Genomic DNA, 16,216 nt, shown 5'->3' on the forward strand with positions numbered 1-16,216 from the left:
GGGTTTCATTCCCAGCGGAAGAGGCGGGCGGCGGCGCCCAGACCGAGTACGGCCCAGGCCGTGAGCACGGCCGCGTCACCCCACGGCAGCGCCGCTCCCTGCTGGAGCACCTCGCGCAGACCGTTGGAGAGGGCCGAGATGGGCAGCAGCCCCAGGACGGACTGAACGGCGCCCGGGAACTTCTCCATCGGCACGATCACCCCGCCGCCGACCAGCAGCAGCAGGAACACCAGGTTGGCCGCGGCCAGGGTGGCTTCTGCCTTCAGGGTCCCGGCCATCAGCAGTCCGAGCCCCGAGAAGGCGGCGGTGCCCAGCAGGACCAGCGCGGCGACCGACAGCGGGTCCCCCTGCGGGGACCAGCCCAGCGCGAGGGCGATCGCCGTCAGCAGGGCGATCTGCAGCACCTCGGTGACCAGCACCGAGAGGGTCTTGGCGGCCATCAGAGCCCAGCGCGGCAGCGGGGAGGCCCCGAGCCGCTTGAGCACCCCGTAGCGGCGGTCGAAGCCGGTGGCGATGGCCTGGCCGGTGAAGGCGGTGGACATCACGGCGAGGGCGAGGATGCCGGGGGCGAGGAAGTCCACCGATTCCCCGGCACCCGTGTCGACGATGTCGACGGCGGAGAACAGCACCAGGAGCAGCGCCGGAATGATCACGGTGAGCAGCAACTGCTCGCCGTTGCGCAGCAGCATCCGGGTCTCCAGCGCCGTCTGCGCGAGGATCATGCGGGACACGGGCGCGGCCCCCGGGCGGGGGGTGAACGTACCGGCGCTCATGCGCGCAGCTCCTTACCGGTCAGTTCCAGGAAGACGTCTTCGAGGGTGTGCCGCTCCACCGAGAGGCTGTCGGGCATCACGCCGTTCTGTGCGCACCAGGAGGCGACGGTGGCCAGCAGCTGCGGGTCCACCTCGCCGGTCACCCGGTAGACGCCCGGGGTGACCTCGGCCGCCTGGGTGCCGTCGGGCAGCGCCTTCAGCAGAGAGGGGAGGTCCAGGGCGGGGCGACCGGTGAAACGCAGGGTGTTCTCGGCGCCGCCGCGGCACAGCTGCTCGGGGCTGCCGTGGGCGATGACCCGGCCCGCGTCCACGATGGCGACCTCGTCCGCGAGCTGTTCGGCCTCGTCCATGTGGTGGGTGGTGAGGACGACGGTGACCCCGTCGGCGCGCAGCTCCCGTACGAGGTCCCAGGTGGCACGGCGGGCCTGCGGGTCCAGGCCGGCGGTGGGCTCGTCGAGGAAGACCAGCTCGGGGCGGCCCACGACGGCCATGGCCAGGGCCAGGCGCTGCTGCTGGCCGCCGGAGAGCCGCCGGTAGGGGGTGCGGCCGCAGCTGCCCAGGCCGAGGCGTTCCACCAGGACGTCGGGGTCGAGCGGGTGCGCGTACAGCTTGGCCATGTGGCGCAGCATCTCGACGGCGCGGGCCCCGGAGTAGACGCCTCCGGACTGGAGCATCACGCCGGTCCGCGGGCGCAGCGCCTCGGCCTGGGTCACCGGGTCCAGGCCGAGGACGCGGACGGTGCCGGCGTCGGGGCGGTGGTAGCCCTCGCAGGTCTCCACCGTGGTGGTCTTGCCCGCGCCGTTGGGACCGAGGACCGCGGTGACGGAGGCCCTGCGGACGGTGAGGTCCAGCCCGTCCACCGCGGTCTTGGCGCCGTACCGCTTCACCAGTCCGCGGATCTCCACGGCGGGGTCGTTGCTCATGGTGGGTGAGTCTACGGAGCTGCGGGCAGGGCCCCGGGTGCCGGGTGGCCGGGAGCCGGGCCCCCGGGTGCCGGAGCGGTGGGGTGCCGGACGCCCGGGATGCGCGGGCAGAGCTGGCGGACACGGCTTTTTCCGGCCCGGCGGACAGGCGCGGCCGATCCGGTTTCGGTGATCTTCTCCCCGTGCCGGCGGGCCGGACGCCCGGGCCGGCCGGGGGTGCGTGCGTGCTGGTGGGAGCCGCGCTGGGGGCCCCGGAGCAACAACGGGAGCTAATCGGAATAATCTCTTCCGGATAACTCTCCGTAGATAAATAAGGTAACCCTTAGTGATGGAGGCCACCAGGCGTGGCGTCCGTCACGGCTTGTCCGAGCTCGGTTAATTACGCAACAATGGCGTTGTGAAATACGGCGAACGGCAGAACGAGGCCCCCCAGGGGGAGCTCACCACCGGGGAGCGGTCAACCCGCAACCGGGTGGCGCGCTCGATCCTGGACCACGGCCCGTCCACCGTCGCCGACCTCGCGCAGCGCCTCGGCCTCACCCAGGCCGCCGTCCGCCGCCACCTCGACACGCTCGTCGCCGACGACGTGGTCGAAGCCCGTGAGCGGCGTGTGTACGGAGCGCGGACCCGGGGTCGGCCCGCCAAGGTCTTCGCGCTCACCGACTGCGGCCGCGACGCCTTCGACCAGTCCTACGACACGCTCGCCGCGGACGCCCTGCGCTGGATCGCGCAGTCCGTCGGCGGCGGCGAGCAGGGCGAGGCGGCCGTCGCCGCCTTCGCCAGGGCCCGGATGGAAGCGCAGGCGCAGACCTACCGGGAGGCCGTCGAGGCGGCCGCCCCCGGGGGTCGCGCGGAGGCCCTTGCCAAGGCGTTGACGCAGGACGGGTACGCTGCTACGGCGAAGAGCGCTCCCGGTCCGCACAGCGGTGAACAGCTCTGCCAGCACCACTGCCCGGTCGCCCACGTGGCCGAGCAGTTCCCGCAGCTCTGCGAGGCGGAGACCGAGGTCTTCTCACGCCTGCTCGGGACGCACGTGCAGCGCCTCGCCACGATCGCCCATGGCGACGGAGTGTGCACGACGTTCATTCCGCGCAGCGCGGGCACCACACAGACCGACACATCAGTATCTGCAAGTACGGCCGGGAGGAACCCCGCATGACCACGGAGACCGCTCACCCTGAGCTCGATGGCCTGGGCACCTATGAATACGGCTGGGCCGACTCCGACGCGGCCGGTGCCGCCGCCAAGCGGGGTCTGTCCGAGGACGTCGTCCGCGACATCTCGGCGAAGAAGTCCGAGCCGGAGTGGATGCTGAACCTCCGCCTCAAGGGCCTGAGGCTGTTCGACAAGAAGCCCATGCCGATGTGGGGCTCCGACCTCTCGGGCATCGACTTCGACAACATCAAGTACTTCGTGCGCTCCACCGAGAAGCAGGCCGCTTCCTGGGAGGACCTGCCCGAGGACATCAAGAACACGTACGACAAGCTCGGTATCCCGGAGGCGGAGAAGCAGCGCCTCGTCGCCGGTGTCGCGGCCCAGTACGAGTCCGAGGTCGTCTACCACCAGATCCGTGAGGACCTGGAGGAGCAGGGCGTGATCTTCCTCGACACGGACACCGCGCTCAAGGAGCACCCGGAGCTCTTCCAGGAGTACTTCGGCACGGTCATCCCGGTCGGCGACAACAAGTTCGCGTCGCTGAACACCGCGGTGTGGTCCGGCGGCTCGTTCATCTACGTCCCCAAGGGTGTCCACGTGGACATCCCGCTCCAGGCCTACTTCCGCATCAACACGGAGAACATGGGCCAGTTCGAGCGGACGCTGATCATCGTCGACGAGGACGCCTACGTCCACTACGTCGAGGGCTGCACCGCCCCGATCTACTCCTCGGACTCCCTGCACAGCGCCGTCGTCGAGATCATCGTGAAGAAGGGCGGCCGCTGCCGCTACACGACGATCCAGAACTGGTCGAACAACGTCTACAACCTGGTCACCAAGCGCGCCGTGGCGTACGAGGGCGCGACCATGGAGTGGATCGACGGCAACATCGGTTCCAAGGTCACCATGAAGTACCCGGCCGTGTACCTGATGGGCGAGCACGCCAAGGGCGAGACCCTGTCCATCGCCTTCGCGGGCGAGGGACAGCACCAGGACGCCGGCTCCAAGATGGTCCACATGGCGCCGAACACCTCCTCGAACATCGTCTCGAAGTCGGTGGCCCGTGGCGGTGGCCGCACCTCCTACCGCGGTCTGGTCGAGATCGGCGAGGGCGCCGCCGGTTCCAAGTCCAATGTGCTGTGCGACGCGCTGCTGGTGGACACGATCTCCCGCTCGGACACGTACCCGTACGTCGACGTCCGCGAGGACGACGTGACGATGGGCCACGAGGCGACCGTCTCCAAGGTCTCCGACGACCAGCTCTTCTACCTCATGCAGCGCGGCCTCACCGAGTTCGAGGCCATGGCCATGATCGTGCGCGGCTTCGTCGAGCCGATCGCGAAGGAGCTGCCCATGGAGTACGCGCTGGAGCTCAACCGGCTGATCGAGCTGCAGATGGAGGGCTCGGTCGGCTGACCCGCCGACCGCCCGAGCACCGCAGCACCTCGACGATTCTGTAGACGTAGGAAGAGAGCAAGACGACAGCCATGGCTGAGGCTCAGAACGCCCCCAAGAACCTGACGGTTCAGGGCGGTACCCCCGCGGCGGGCTCCACCACCGCCGGCGCGATCGCGGTGGCCGCCGAATCCACCGTCGCCACCCGGATGAGCGCGCCCCCGTCCTTCGACGTGGCCGACTTCCCGGTTCCGCACGGCCGTGAGGAGGAGTGGCGGTTCACCCCGCTCGCCCGCCTCCGGGGCCTGCACGACGGCACAGCGGTCGCGGACGGCACCATGAAGGCCCAGATCGACGCCCCCGAGGGCGTCATCGTCGAGTCCGTGGAGCGCGGCGACGAGCGGATCGGCAAGGCCGGCACCCCCGTCGACCGCGTCGCCGCGCAGGCCTTCTCCTCCTTCGCCAAGGCCACGGTCGTCACCGTGCCGAAGGAGACCGTGCTCACCGAGCCGATCCGGGTCGCCCTGCACGGTGAGGGCGGCACGACCTTCGGCCACACCGTCTTCGACGTGAAGCCCTTCGCTGAGGCGATCATCGTGATCGACCACACCGGCGACGGCGTGCGCGCCGCCAACGTGGACCTCCTCGTCGGCGACGGTGCCAAGGTGACCTTCGTGTCCGTCCAGGACTGGGACGACACCGCCGTCCACACCTCGCAGCACAACGCCCTCATCGGCCGCGACGCGAGCTTCAAGTCCGTGGTCGTCACCTTCGGCGGCGACCTCGTCCGCCTGCACCCGCGCGTCACCTACGCCGGCCCCGGCGGCGAGGCCGAGATGCTCGGCCTGTACTTCACGGACGCGGGCCAGCACCAGGAGCACCGCCTCCTGGTCACGCACGACGCGCCGCACTGCACGTCGAACGTGGTCTACAAGGGCGCCCTGCAGGGGCAGGACGCCCACGCCGTCTGGATCGGCGACGTGCTCATCGAGAAGAGCGCCGAGGGCACCGACACGTACGAGATGAACCGCAACCTCGTCCTCACCGACGGCGCGCGGGTCGACTCCGTGCCGAACCTGGAGATCGAGACCGGCGAGATCGTCGGTGCCGGACACGCCTCCGCGACCGGCCGCTTCGACGACGAGCAGCTCTTCTACCTGCAGGCCCGTGGCATCCCGGCCGACGAGGCCCGCCGCCTGGTCGTCCGCGGCTTCTTCGCCGAGCTCGTCCAGCAGATCGGTGTCGACGACATCGAGGAGCGACTGATCTCCAAGATCGAGGCCGAGCTCCAGGGTTCCGTCTGATGAACTACGTCAAGGCCTGCGCGCTGAGCGAGCTGGAGGAGAACACCCCCAAGCGGGTGGAGCTCGACGGCACGCCGGTGTCCATCGTCTCCACCGACGGGGAGGTGTTCGCCATCAACGACATCTGCTCGCACGCGAACGTCTCGCTCTCGGAGGGCGAGGTCGAGGACTGCATGATCGAGTGCTGGCTGCACGGGTCGGCCTTCGACCTGCGCACCGGAAAGCCCTCCGGTCTGCCCGCGACGCGCCCCGTCCCCGTATACCCCGTAAAGATCGAAGGGGACGACGTGCTCGTCTCCCTCACCCAGGAGTCCTGAGGTATCCATGGCAACGCTTGAAATCCACGACCTGCACGTCTCCGTCGAGGCCGAGAACGGCGCCCGCGAGATCCTCAAGGGCGTCGACCTCACCGTCAAGCAGGGTGAGACGCACGCCATCATGGGTCCGAACGGCTCCGGCAAGTCCACGCTGGCGTACTCCCTCGCCGGGCACCCGAAGTACACGATCACCGGCGGCACGGTGACCCTCGACGGCGAGGACGTCCTGGAGATGTCCGTCGACGAGCGCGCCCGCGCCGGCGTCTTCCTCGCCATGCAGTACCCGGTCGAGGTCCCCGGCGTCTCGGTCTCCAACTTCCTGCGCACCTCCGCCACCGCCATCCGCGGCGAGGCGCCGAAGCTGCGCACCTGGGTGAAGGAGGTCAAGTCCGCGATGGAGCAGCTCCAGATGGACCCGGCCTTCGCCGAGCGCAACGTCAACGAGGGCTTCTCCGGCGGTGAGAAGAAGCGCCACGAGATCCTCCAGCTGGAGCTTCTGAAGCCGAAGATCGCGATCCTCGACGAGACCGACTCGGGCCTCGACGTCGACGCCCTGCGCATCGTCTCCGAGGGCGTCAACCGCGTCCGCGAGACCGGTGAGGTCGGCACCCTGCTGATCACCCACTACACGCGCATCCTGCGCTACATCAAGCCCGACTTCGTGCACGTGTTCGCGAACGGCCGCATCGCCGAGTCCGGTGGCGCCGAGCTCGCCGACCAGCTGGAGAACGAGGGCTACGACAAGTACGTGAAGGGTGGCGCGACCGCGTGACACAGCTGCCTGGCCTCCTCGACATCGAGGCGATCCGCAAGGACTTCCCCCTGCTGGATCGTGTGGTCCACGACGGGAAGAAGATCGTTTACCTGGACAACGCCGCGACCTCGCAGAAGCCGCGCCAGGTGCTCGACGCGCTGAACGAGTACTACGAGCAGCACAACGCGAACGTCCACCGCGGCGTGCACGTGCTCGCAGAGGAGGCCACGGCGCTGTACGAGGGCGCCCGCGACAAGGTCGCCGCCTTCATCAACGCGCCGAGCCGCGATGAGGTGATCTTCACCAAGAACGCCTCGGAGTCGCTCAACCTGGTCGCGAACATGCTCGGCTGGGCGGACGAGCCCTACCGGGTCGACCGCGAGACCGAGATCGCCATCACGGAGATGGAGCACCACTCCAACATCGTGCCGTGGCAGCTGCTCGCGCAGCGCACCGGCGCGAAGCTGAAGTGGTTCGGCCTCACCGACGACGGCCGGCTCGACCTGTCCGACATCGAAGAGGTCATCACGGAGAAGACGAAGATCGTCTCCTTCACGCTGGTCTCCAACATCATGGGCACGGTCAACCCGGTCGAGGCGATCGTCCGGCGCGCCCAGGACGTGGGCGCGCTGGTGCTGATCGACGCCTCCCAGGCCGCCCCGCACATGCCGCTGGACGTGCAGGCACTCGGTGCCGACTTCGTGGCCTTCACCGGTCACAAGATGTGCGGACCGACGGGCATCGGCGTCCTGTGGGGCCGCCAGGAGCTCCTGGAGGACCTGCCTCCGTTCCTCGGCGGCGGCGAGATGATCGAGACCGTGTCGATGCACGCCTCGACCTACGCCCCCGCGCCGCACAAGTTCGAGGCGGGCACGCCCCCGATCGCCCAGGCCGTCGGCCTCGGCGCGGCCGTGGACTACCTGACCTCGATCGGCATGGACAAGATCGCCGCGCACGAGCACGCGATCACCGAGTACGCGATCAAGCGCCTCGCCGAGGTGCCCGATCTGCGGATCATCGGCCCGACCACGGCCGAGGACCGCGGAGCCGCGATCTCCTTCGTGCTCGGCGACATCCACCCGCACGACGTCGGCCAGGTCCTGGACGAGCAGGGCATCGCGGTCCGCGTGGGACACCACTGCGCGCGTCCCGTCTGCCTGCGCTACGGAATTCCGGCGACGACGCGAGCGTCTTTCTACCTGTACTCCTCTCCGGCCGACGTCGACGCGCTGGTCGACGGGCTGGAGCACGTACGGAACTTCTTCGGCTGACGGACGAGGCGACGAGGACGCAGTGAAGCTGGATTCGATGTACCAGGAACTGATCCTGGACCACTACAAGCACCCGCACGGGCGTGGCCTGCGCGACGGCGACGCCGAGGTGCACCACGTCAACCCGACGTGCGGCGACGAGATCACGCTGCGCGTGAAGTACGACGGTGAGAAGCTGACGGATGTCAGCTACGAGGGCCAGGGCTGCTCCATCAGCCAGGCCAGCGCCTCCGTGCTGAACGAGCTGCTCGTGGGCAAGGAACTGGCCGAGGCGCAGAAGATCCAGGCCGTGTTCCTGGAGATGATGCAGTCCAAGGGCAAGATCGAGCCCGACGAGGCCATGGAGGAGGTGCTGGAGGACGCGGTCGCGTTCGTCGGCGTCTCCAAGTACCCGGCCCGTGTGAAGTGCGCCCTGCTGAGCTGGATGGCGTGGAAGGACGCGACCGCCCAGGCTCTGGGCGACGCGGAGAGGAAGACGGCATGACCGAGAACGCGACGCCCGAGGCGTCGACCAAGCCGGCCACCGAGGAGGAGGTCCGTGAGGCCCTCTACGACGTCGTCGACCCCGAGCTGGGCATCGACGTCGTCAACCTGGGCCTGATCTACGGCATCCACATCGACGACGCGAACATCGCCACCCTCGACATGACCCTGACCTCGGCGGCCTGCCCGCTGACGGACGTCATCGAGGACCAGGCGAAGTCCGCGACGGACGGCATCGTCAACGAACTCCGGATCAACTGGGTCTGGATGCCGCCGTGGGGCCCTGACAAGATCACGGACGATGGCCGCGAGCAGCTCCGCGCGCTCGGCTTCAACGTCTGAACCACCCCGCTCGCACAGGAGGTCCCCCGGCACGGCCGTGCCGGGGGACCTCGCTGCTTTCCGGGTCCCCGGCTGTGTCCCGGCTCGAAGGGCCGTCCTCCCGGAGGGCCGTCCTTGCGGCGGTCGGTCGGGGCGTGCGGCCGCCTTCGTGTGTACGGGTGTACGCATCGATGTGTACCTTTGTACGCATGCCCTATGTCCTGCTCGCCGCAGCCATCGCCGCCGAGGTCGCCGGCACCACCGCCATGAAGTACAGCGACGGCTTCACGAAGCTGTGGCCGTCGCTCGGCACCCTGCTGGGATACGCCATAGCCTTCACCCTGCTCGCGCAGACGCTGAAGTCCATGTCGGTCGGCACGGCCTACGCGATATGGGCCGGCGTCGGCACCGCCGCCATCGCCGCGATCGGCATGGTGTTCCTGGGGGAGGCGGCCACCGCGGCGAAGATCGCCGGGATTGCCCTCGTGATCGGAGGGGTGGTCCTGCTGAACCTGGGCGGGGCGCACTGATGCCGCGGGGCGGGCGCCGCTACGACCCGGACCGGCGGCAGCGGATCATCGACGCCGCGCTGCGGGTGGTGGGAGCCAAGGGCATCGCCGGGCTGAGCCACCGCAGTGCGGCAGCGGAGGCCGACGTGCCGCTGGGCTCGACGACGTACCACTTCAAGACGCTGGACGATCTGCTGGTCGCGGCGCTGCGGCAGGCGAACGAGGGCTTCGCGCAGGCGGTCGCCGACTCGCCCGCGCTGACCGACCCCGAGGCGGACCTCGCCGGGGCGCTGGCCCGCCTCTTGGGGGAGTTCCTGGCGGCGGACCGGGGTCGGGTCGAGTTGGAGTACGAGCTCTACCTGGCGGCGCTGCGCCGCCCGGCCCTGCGGCCGGTGGCCGCCGAGTGGTGTGCAGCAGCGTCCGAGGCGTTGACCCCGCGGACCGACCCGGTCACGGCCCGGGCGCTGGTGGCCGTGATGGACGGCGTCATCCTGCAGGTCCTGTTGGCGGATGCCGAGTACGACGAGTCGTACGCCCGCGAGGTCCTGGCCCGGGTGTTGAGCTAGGTGTTCTGTCCGGGGAGGCCGGCGGCGCGGACGGCCGACAGGGCCGCCCGCACGCTCGCCTCGATGTCGCGGATCGGGTAGATCACCTCGCGCACCGTGCGGTCGCGGTCCACGACCAGGGTCAGCCGCTTGATCCGGCTCACTCCCGCCGCGCGGAACGTCGGCAGGCGCAGCGCGGCCGTCAGGCCCAGATCGGCGTCCGAGAGGAGCGGGAAGCGCAGCAGCTCGTGCTCCGCGAACTCCCGCTGTTCGTCGGGGCGCTGCGTCGAGACCCCGTGCACGGTGGCGCCGGCGGCCGTGAACTCGGCGAGCTGGTCGCGGTACGTGCAGGACTCGAACGTGCACCCTTTGGCGCCCGGGATCCCGCCCCAGCCGGGTGGGTAGGACTCGGCCCGCGCGTAGGCGCCGGGGAAGAAGTACAGGACCGTGAACGCGGTGTCCGCCACCGGGTCGCTGAGCCCGCCGAATCGGTCCGGCAGCAGCAGCGGCGGCACGCGGGTGCCCCGCAGTGCGTGCACCCGTTCCGCCTCGTGCGATGCCTCGTCGGTCGTCGCCGTCATCTCTCCCTCTCCCAGGACCCAGGTGTCACCCCAGTCCTGGAGGGCCACCAGGACCGGCAGCAGCCCCCGCCCGCGCGGGGTCAGCCGGTACTCGTGCCGCACCGGACGTTCCTGGTACGGCTCCCGCGACAGCACCCCGGCCTCGACGAGCAGCTTCAGCCGCTCCGCGAGCACCTTGCGGGACACGCCCAGCTCGCGCTGGAGCTCGTCGAAGCGGTGCAGGCCGCGTGCCGCGTCGCGCACGATCAGCAGCGTCCACCAGTCGCCCACCACGTCGAGGGCCTGGGCGATGGCGCAGTCCGCGTCGCCGAGGTGTGTGCGCTGGGCCATGGGAGCTCCTTTGTCCGTTGACCCAAGGCTGTCATGCTGACATAGTCCGTTCCCAAAGGGAACTTACTAGTCTGAGGTGGGGGGACACGGGTGTGCTGCAGGGGTTCAAGGACATACCGAGGGTCGTGTGGCTGCTGGCCGCGGGGGTCTTCGTCAACGCCGTCGTCAGCTTCACCTTCGTCTTCGTCTTCCTCTACCTGACCGGCCCGCGGGGACTCGACGCCGCCCAGGCCGGCCTCGTCAGCGGCATCAGCGGGCTCGGTCTGGTCGCGGGAAACTTCAGCGGCGGCTGGTACGGGGACCGCTTCGGCCACCGCCGGGTGCTCCTCGCCGCCGCCACGCTCGGCGGACTGGCCCTCGCGGCCTTCCCGCTGCTGCCCACTCCGCTCCTCTTCCTGGCCATGCCGGTGGCCCAGTACGCCTCCGGCGTGATCCGGGCCGCCAACTCCGCACTCGTCGCGGTCGTCGTCCCGGAGGGGGGCCGCCGCCAGGCCTTCGCCCTCGTGCGCTGCGCGTCCAACGGCGGCTTCACCCTCGGGCCTCCGCTGGGCGCCCTGATCGCGACCGGACTCTCCTACGACTGGCTCTTCGTCGCCGACGGCGCCGGAACCCTGTTCTTCGCCCTGTGGACCGCCCGCGTCGTCCCGGCACGCGGCGCCGGGCGCCGGACCTCCGCGGCCCCGGACGGGGGTCGGGGCCGCGGACTCGTCGCCGAACTGCGCTCCCGGCCCGCGCTGCTGGTGCTGCTCGGCGCGATCCTGGTGACCGACGTCGTCTACCGCCAGCAGTACTCCACCTTCCCCGTCTTCCTCGCCGACCACGGCCTGGACCCGCGCGCCTTCGGCCTCGTGATCGCCCTCAACGGCGGGGTGATCCTCCTGTTGGAGCTGCCCGCCGCCGCGGCCCTGCGCGAGCGGCCGGCGCTGCCGGTGATCGCCGCCGGGCTGGTGCTGGTCGGCGCCGGGTACGCGGCACTGCTGCTCGGCGCGGGCGTCGCGACCGCCGTGGCGATGATGGTCCTGCTGAGCCTCGGGGAGATCCTCTACAAGACGACCGCCACCGCGTACGTCGCCGACGAGTCGCCCGAGCACGCCGTCGGACGGTTCCAGAGCCTGTACGCGGGGATCTCGGTCAGCGGGGTCGTCATCGGCCCGCCGCTGGGCGGAGCGCTGTACTCGGCCGCGCCCGGGCTGCTGTGGCCGCTGTGCGCCGGGCTTGCGGGCGCGGCGGGCGCGGCGGTGCTGTACGCCTGGGCCCGTCCGCGGCGACACGAGGCCCGACCGGCACATGAGACCGGTTCGCAACCTCAGGCCGTCGCCGGTTAGGTTTCGGGCATGACTGCTACGCGTACCACCGGCGCCGTCGCCGCCGGACTTGCCACCATCACCGCCGACGGCACCGTCCTCGACACCTGGTTCCCCGCCCCCGAGCTGGTCGCCGAGCCCGGCCCGGCCGGCACCGAGCGCCTCACCGCCGAGCAGGCCGTGGAGCACCTCGGCGCCGCCGCGGCCAAGGCGATCCGTACGGACGCGGTCCGCGGCGTCGAGGTCGTAGCCGTCCGCACGGTGATCGCCTCCCTTGAGGACAAGCCGCTGGACGCGCACGACGCGTACCTGCGCCTGCACCTGCTCAGCCACCGCCTGGTCAAGCCGCACGGCCAGAACCTCGACGGCGTCTTCGGCCTGCTGACCAACGTCGCCTGGACCTCTCTGGGCCCGGTCGCCGTCGACCAGGTCGAGACCGTCCGCCTCAACGCCCGCGCCGAGGGCCTGCACCTCCAGGTCACCTCGATCGACAAGTTCCCGCGGATGACCGACTACGTCGCCCCCAAGGGCGTGCGCATCGCCGACGCCGACCGCGTCCGGCTCGGCGCGCACCTCGCCGAGGGCACCACCGTCATGCACGAGGGCTTCGTCAACTTCAACGCCGGCACCCTGGGCACCTCCATGGTCGAAGGCCGCATTTCCGCGGGCGTCGTCGTCGGCGACGGCTCCGACATCGGCGGCGGCGCCTCCACCATGGGCACCCTCTCGGGCGGCGGCAAGCAGATCATCTCGATCGGCGAGCGCACCCTGATCGGCGCCGAGGCGGGCATCGGCATCGCCCTCGGCAACGAGTGCGTGGTCGAGGCCGGCCTCTACGTCACCGCCGGCACCCGCGTCACCCTGCCGGACGGCCAGGTCGTCAAGGCCCTGGAGCTCTCCGGCGCCGACAACATCCTCTTCCGCCGCAACTCGGTGACCGGTGCCGTCGAGGCCCGCCCGTACAAGGCCAACTGGGGCGGCCTGAACGAGGTCCTGCACAGCCACAACTGATCACCGGCGGCCGTACCCGTCGCGCAGCGCCCTCCCCGAGCCGCCGTGGCCCGCCGGGAGGGCGCCTTGGCGTGGGCAGGGCCGGGCGGTGCGGCGCGCGGGGCGCGCGGGGTGCGGCCCGGGTGCCGCAGGCGCTCAGTGCAGGGGCATCCGGCGGATCAGGCCCGCGAAGGCCTGCTCCTCGGCCTCGGTCAGCTGGACCGACTCCATCGGGTGCGTGGCCGAGGTGCGCTGGGCCGGGATCATCGGCAGTGCCTCGGCCGCGGCGGGCTCCGGCCGGTGGATGCGGCTGTCCCACAGCGTGTGGCCCAGGCCGACCACCCAGACGAGCGCTGCCGCGAACAGGACGGCGAGACCGGTTTCCTGGGCGAGGGCGATCGAGGGGAACACCAGGATCCTCCAGGGATGCGGGCGGCGCGTGCGACGGGCCGGGACAAGATCGGGCGTGCAGACACTCAACACCACAACCGGTCGATTCGGTAGGGATGTGGCGAGCGTCACGCCAGGGTCGAAAGTCCCCATCTTGCCCGGGGTCCGCCCGTCACGGCCGTTCCAGCGGCAGCTTGAACCCCTCGTGGCTGCGCGCGAAGCCCAGCCGCTCGTAGAAGCGGTGGGCCGCCGTGCGCCGCTTGCTGCTGGTGAGCTGGACCAGGCCGCAGCCGAGCCCGCGGGCCCGCTCGACGGCCAGCCGCATCAGCTCCGCGCCCAACCCTTCGCCCCGCCGGTCCGCGCGGACCCGTACGGCCTCCACCAGGGCACGCTCCCGACCGCCCCGGCCCAGACCCGGTATGTACGTCAGCTGCAGGCAGCCGAGGATCACCTCGCCCCTCTCCGCATCCACAGCCGTATCCGCATCCCGGTCCGTGAGGACCAGCATCTCGTTGCGGGCGTCCGACTCGATCGCGGCGAAGGCCCGCTCGTGCTCCTCGCTGACCACCGTCGCGGCCGGGTCGAGAACCCGGTCCTCGTCGGCGAGCAGGGCGAGTACGGCCGGAAGGTCACGGCGGGTGGCGACACGGAAGATCATGACGGGATTGTGGCAGGGGACCGGCCGGGACGGCGGCCGGGCCCCTGGCCCTCCTGCCGTCCGGGTTACGGGCGGAAGCGCAGCACCTGCGGGTCGTGGTCGCTGTTCTGGGCAGCGAACTCGGCGTTGATGTGCACGCTGTCGTACGTGAACTTCTCGATGGCCGGGCTGGTCAGGATCTGGTCCAGCACCTGCGCGTTGCCCTGGTAGACGTACGAGTAACGCTCGGACTTCGGCAGCGACTTGATGGCCGGGTACAGCGCCCCGCCGTCCGCCAGGGCCTCGGTGGTCGCGGAGAACTCGAAGTCGTTGATGTCGCCCAGGACGAGGACGTTGGCGTTCTTGTCCTCTGCCAGGATCTGCTTCACGAAGCCGTTCACGGCCTGCGCCTGGAGCAGCCGCTTGGTCTCCGAGGAACGCAGCGGCGGCTGGTGGTGCGAGGTCAGGCTCTCGTCGCCGCCCTTCGAACCGAAGTGGTTGGCGATCACGAAGACCGTCTTGCCGCGGAAGACGAACTCGCCGGCGAGCGGCTTGCGGCTGTCGGCCCACGCCGGGTTCGCCGGGTCGACGCGGCCGGGGGAGTGGGTCAGGTGGGTCTTGCCGTTCTCCTTGACCACGCCCGTCGCCGTCACCGCGTCGCCGGGGGCGCGCTCGGTGAAGGAGACCCGCGCCGGGTTGAAGAGGAACACCTGGCGGATGTTGCCGCCGGGCTCGCCGCCGTCCTTCTTGTCCTGGGGGTCGACGCTCCGCCACTGGTAGGACGGGCCGCCCGCCGCCGCGATGGCAGCGGTGAACTTCGTGAGCGTCTGCTCGGCCGAGACCGTGCCGTCGTTCTTGGCGCCGTTGTCGTCCTGGATCTCCTCCAGGGCGAGGATGTCGGGGGAGGACAGGTTCTCGACGACGGCCTTCGCCAGCGCGTCGAACTTCTCCTGCGGGTCCGTCGGGTCGAGGTTCTCGACGTTGTAGGTGGCCACCGCGAGCTCCTGCTGGGCCTGCGGCTTGGTCTTCTCGGGGGCGATGGGGCCCGCCTTGACGGTACCGAGGGTGCGGGCCACCAGCGTGTAGCCGCCGAACTTGTTGAAGTCCAGCGGGCCTTGCGTGGTCCCGGTCAGCTTGTCGCCCACGTTGGCCACGGGGAAGGGCTGCTCGGCGATCGGCGCGAGCTGCTGGATCTGCAGGCGCCCGGTGTTCTGGGATTCGTAGGAGCCGTAGATGGTGCCGCCGCGCCTGGCGGTGTTCTCCCAGCCCTTGACCGTGACCCAGAGCTCGGAGTACGGGTCGGTGGCGCCGACGACGCGCGAGGTGCCGATCTTGACGTTCATGCCCTCAAGGGACTCGTAGTAGTCCAGGGCGTAGCGCGAGGGCTCCAGCGTCAGGCCGTTGATGCTGCCGCCGGCGGCCGGGTCGCCGGCCGGGGTGTACTCGGCGGGCACCGTGTACTCGTTGATCGCGGTGGCCTCGGGCAACGCGTTGCCGGAGGAGACCACGGTGACCGTCGGCTTGGAGATCTGGGTCACCGACTGGTTGCCGGAGCTCACGCCGCCGGGGATGTACTCGCCGACCGTGCCGTCGACCTTCACCGCGTCGCCCACGGCGACGGTCGGGACGGAGCTGGTGAAGACGAAGATGCCCTCACTCGTCGCGTCGTTGTCGTCGGCGTCGGGGTCCTGGATCCAGAAACCGCGCGAGCCGTAGGTCCGCACGCCCGTCACGATGCCCTCGACGCCGGCCACCTGCTGGCCGTTGAGCGGGGATATCCGGGTGGTGCCCTGGATGTCGTGGATGCGGACCGGGTCGGCGGACGCCGCGCCCTCGGCCGCGTCGGCGGAGCCCGCGAGCAGGCCGGTGGCCAGCGCGGAGGCGACGAGGGCCGCGACGGCGGCGGAGCGGGGATGCGAGGAGCGCATGGTCAGGAAACTCCGGTGTGGGAGAAGGGCAGGAAGAGGCTGCGAACAGCGAAATCTGTGGGGGGTTGGTCAGCCCCCGAACGTCTACGCGCGTCAATTTCCTGTGTTGCCAGCAAAGTTGTCAAGCCCTCCAGGGGAGACGGCGGCCGACTGTGGGATGAACCAACGGCGATGGCCCGCCGGGCACGCCCGATATGCGTCTACGCTGGGTCGCCGTACGACGGCCACGGCTGTCATCTGCGCCACATCCGCCATGCCCGCCCTGCCCCGTCATGTCGGCCATGTCGCCGGTAATCGGGCGCGTAT

Annotated in this window: 18 protein-coding genes; 12 read left to right on the forward strand and 6 right to left on the reverse strand. The window is 70.4% G+C overall.

Annotated features, from left to right (window positions below; genetic code table 11):
* Positions 1-5: 5 nt before the first annotated feature.
* Both AW27_RS25950 and AW27_RS25955 read right to left on the reverse strand, forming a co-directional pair.
* The gene (locus tag AW27_RS25950) at positions 6-773 is read right to left on the reverse strand and encodes an ABC transporter permease (protein WP_037930101.1); all 768 of its coding nucleotides are present in this window, start codon (positions 771-773) and stop codon (positions 6-8) included.
* Entirely contained in the window at positions 770-1,696 is a 927-nt protein-coding gene (locus AW27_RS25955) for an ABC transporter ATP-binding protein (protein ID WP_037930104.1), read from the reverse strand. Before AW27_RS25955 ends, AW27_RS25950 begins: the two co-directional genes overlap by 4 nt.
* Before the next feature lie 397 nt (positions 1,697-2,093).
* Here AW27_RS25955 and AW27_RS25960 point away from each other — a divergent pair, with 397 nt between their 5' ends.
* The 10 genes from AW27_RS25960 to AW27_RS26005 all read left to right on the forward strand — a co-directional run bounded on the left by AW27_RS25960 (position 2,094) and on the right by AW27_RS26005 (position 9,771).
* Positions 2,094-2,855, forward strand: coding sequence for a helix-turn-helix transcriptional regulator (locus AW27_RS25960; RefSeq protein ID WP_037930107.1), 762 nt, complete (start codon positions 2,094-2,096; stop codon positions 2,853-2,855).
* The gene (gene sufB, locus AW27_RS25965; RefSeq protein ID WP_037930110.1) at positions 2,852-4,267 is read left to right on the forward strand and encodes a Fe-S cluster assembly protein SufB; all 1,416 of its coding nucleotides are present in this window, start codon (positions 2,852-2,854) and stop codon (positions 4,265-4,267) included. The genes AW27_RS25960 and sufB overlap by 4 nt, the downstream gene beginning before the upstream one ends.
* 71 nt (positions 4,268-4,338) lie before the next feature.
* Positions 4,339-5,550, forward strand: a complete 1,212-nt coding sequence (gene sufD, locus AW27_RS25970; RefSeq protein WP_037930113.1) for a Fe-S cluster assembly protein SufD — start codon at positions 4,339-4,341, stop codon at positions 5,548-5,550.
* Positions 5,550-5,867 (forward strand): bifunctional 3-phenylpropionate/cinnamic acid dioxygenase ferredoxin subunit, encoded by a 318-nt coding sequence (locus tag AW27_RS25975; protein WP_030027083.1) that lies wholly within the window; start codon positions 5,550-5,552, stop codon positions 5,865-5,867. The genes sufD and AW27_RS25975 overlap by 1 nt, the downstream gene beginning before the upstream one ends.
* Positions 5,868-5,874: 7 nt before the next feature.
* Complete coding sequence (gene sufC, locus AW27_RS25980) at positions 5,875-6,639, forward strand: Fe-S cluster assembly ATPase SufC (RefSeq protein WP_030846240.1); 765 nt, start codon at positions 5,875-5,877, stop codon at positions 6,637-6,639.
* Complete coding sequence (locus AW27_RS25985; RefSeq protein ID WP_030846237.1) at positions 6,636-7,892, forward strand: cysteine desulfurase; 1,257 nt, start codon at positions 6,636-6,638, stop codon at positions 7,890-7,892. The genes sufC and AW27_RS25985 overlap by 4 nt, the downstream gene beginning before the upstream one ends.
* 22 nt (positions 7,893-7,914) lie before the next feature.
* The gene (gene sufU, locus AW27_RS25990; protein WP_030846233.1) at positions 7,915-8,376 is read left to right on the forward strand and encodes a Fe-S cluster assembly sulfur transfer protein SufU; all 462 of its coding nucleotides are present in this window, start codon (positions 7,915-7,917) and stop codon (positions 8,374-8,376) included.
* On the forward strand, positions 8,373-8,717 hold the full coding sequence (locus tag AW27_RS25995) for a metal-sulfur cluster assembly factor (RefSeq protein WP_030027092.1): 345 nt from the start codon (positions 8,373-8,375) through the stop codon (positions 8,715-8,717). The genes sufU and AW27_RS25995 overlap by 4 nt, the downstream gene beginning before the upstream one ends.
* 188 nt (positions 8,718-8,905) lie before the next feature.
* Positions 8,906-9,226, forward strand: a complete 321-nt coding sequence (locus AW27_RS26000; RefSeq protein WP_037930119.1) for a DMT family transporter — start codon at positions 8,906-8,908, stop codon at positions 9,224-9,226.
* Positions 9,226-9,771, forward strand: a complete 546-nt coding sequence (locus tag AW27_RS26005; protein ID WP_037930122.1) for a TetR/AcrR family transcriptional regulator — start codon at positions 9,226-9,228, stop codon at positions 9,769-9,771. Before AW27_RS26000 ends, AW27_RS26005 begins: the two co-directional genes overlap by 1 nt.
* Here the strand turns inward: AW27_RS26005 and AW27_RS26010 are convergent.
* The gene (locus AW27_RS26010) at positions 9,768-10,661 is read right to left on the reverse strand and encodes a winged helix-turn-helix transcriptional regulator (RefSeq protein ID WP_037930125.1); all 894 of its coding nucleotides are present in this window, start codon (positions 10,659-10,661) and stop codon (positions 9,768-9,770) included. The two genes, AW27_RS26005 and AW27_RS26010, sit on opposite strands and share 4 nt — an antisense overlap.
* Before the next feature lie 95 nt (positions 10,662-10,756).
* On the opposite strand from AW27_RS26010, the gene AW27_RS26015 reads away from it, so the two are divergent.
* Both AW27_RS26015 and dapD read left to right on the forward strand, forming a co-directional pair.
* The gene (locus AW27_RS26015; protein ID WP_078557179.1) at positions 10,757-11,986 is read left to right on the forward strand and encodes an MFS transporter; all 1,230 of its coding nucleotides are present in this window, start codon (positions 10,757-10,759) and stop codon (positions 11,984-11,986) included.
* Positions 11,987-11,995: 9 nt separating this feature from the next.
* Positions 11,996-12,976: a 2,3,4,5-tetrahydropyridine-2,6-dicarboxylate N-succinyltransferase gene (dapD, locus tag AW27_RS26020; RefSeq protein ID WP_037930129.1), complete on the forward strand. Its 981-nt coding sequence runs from the start codon at positions 11,996-11,998 to the stop codon at positions 12,974-12,976.
* 135 nt (positions 12,977-13,111) lie between these two features.
* Here the strand turns inward: dapD and AW27_RS26025 are convergent, their stop codons facing one another.
* The 3 genes from AW27_RS26025 to AW27_RS26035 form a co-directional block, all read right to left on the reverse strand.
* Entirely contained in the window at positions 13,112-13,366 is a 255-nt protein-coding gene (locus AW27_RS26025; RefSeq protein ID WP_037930132.1) for a hypothetical protein, read from the reverse strand.
* 151 nt (positions 13,367-13,517) lie between these two features.
* Positions 13,518-14,003 (reverse strand): GNAT family N-acetyltransferase, encoded by a 486-nt coding sequence (locus AW27_RS26030; protein WP_037930135.1) that lies wholly within the window; start codon positions 14,001-14,003, stop codon positions 13,518-13,520.
* A 65-nt stretch (positions 14,004-14,068) separates the two neighbouring features.
* Positions 14,069-15,910 carry an endonuclease/exonuclease/phosphatase family protein gene (locus AW27_RS26035; RefSeq protein WP_037930138.1) on the reverse strand — a complete coding sequence of 614 codons (1,842 nt, stop codon included), beginning with the start codon at positions 15,908-15,910 and terminating at the stop codon, positions 14,069-14,071.
* Between the last annotated feature and the right edge of the window lie 306 nt (positions 15,911-16,216).

Source organism: Streptomyces sp. PCS3-D2 (assembly GCF_000612545.2).
Taxonomy (GTDB): Bacteria; Actinomycetota; Actinomycetes; order Streptomycetales; family Streptomycetaceae; genus Streptomyces.

Bases quoted from the DNA above. Each gene is read 5' to 3' on its own strand.
- sufD (WP_037930113.1), top strand. From the start codon at position 4,339: ATGGCTGAGGCTCAGAACGCCCCCAAGAACCTGACGGTTCAGGGCGGT.
- dapD (WP_037930129.1), top strand. From the start codon at position 11,996: ATGACTGCTACGCGTACCACCGGCGCCGTCGCCGCCGGACTTGCCACC.
- AW27_RS25995 (WP_030027092.1), top strand. From the start codon at position 8,373: ATGACCGAGAACGCGACGCCCGAGGCGTCGACCAAGCCGGCCACCGAG.
- AW27_RS26010 (WP_037930125.1), bottom strand. From the start codon at position 10,661: ATGGCCCAGCGCACACACCTCGGCGACGCGGACTGCGCCATCGCCCAG.
- sufB (WP_037930110.1), top strand. From the start codon at position 2,852: ATGACCACGGAGACCGCTCACCCTGAGCTCGATGGCCTGGGCACCTAT.
- AW27_RS25975 (WP_030027083.1), top strand. From the start codon at position 5,550: ATGAACTACGTCAAGGCCTGCGCGCTGAGCGAGCTGGAGGAGAACACC.
- AW27_RS25955 (WP_037930104.1), bottom strand. From the start codon at position 1,696: ATGAGCAACGACCCCGCCGTGGAGATCCGCGGACTGGTGAAGCGGTAC.
- AW27_RS26005 (WP_037930122.1), top strand. From the start codon at position 9,226: ATGCCGCGGGGCGGGCGCCGCTACGACCCGGACCGGCGGCAGCGGATC.
- AW27_RS26000 (WP_037930119.1), top strand. From the start codon at position 8,906: ATGCCCTATGTCCTGCTCGCCGCAGCCATCGCCGCCGAGGTCGCCGGC.
- AW27_RS25950 (WP_037930101.1), bottom strand. From the start codon at position 773: ATGAGCGCCGGTACGTTCACCCCCCGCCCGGGGGCCGCGCCCGTGTCC.
- AW27_RS26030 (WP_037930135.1), bottom strand. From the start codon at position 14,003: ATGATCTTCCGTGTCGCCACCCGCCGTGACCTTCCGGCCGTACTCGCC.
- AW27_RS26035 (WP_037930138.1), bottom strand. From the start codon at position 15,910: ATGCGCTCCTCGCATCCCCGCTCCGCCGCCGTCGCGGCCCTCGTCGCC.
- sufC (WP_030846240.1), top strand. From the start codon at position 5,875: ATGGCAACGCTTGAAATCCACGACCTGCACGTCTCCGTCGAGGCCGAG.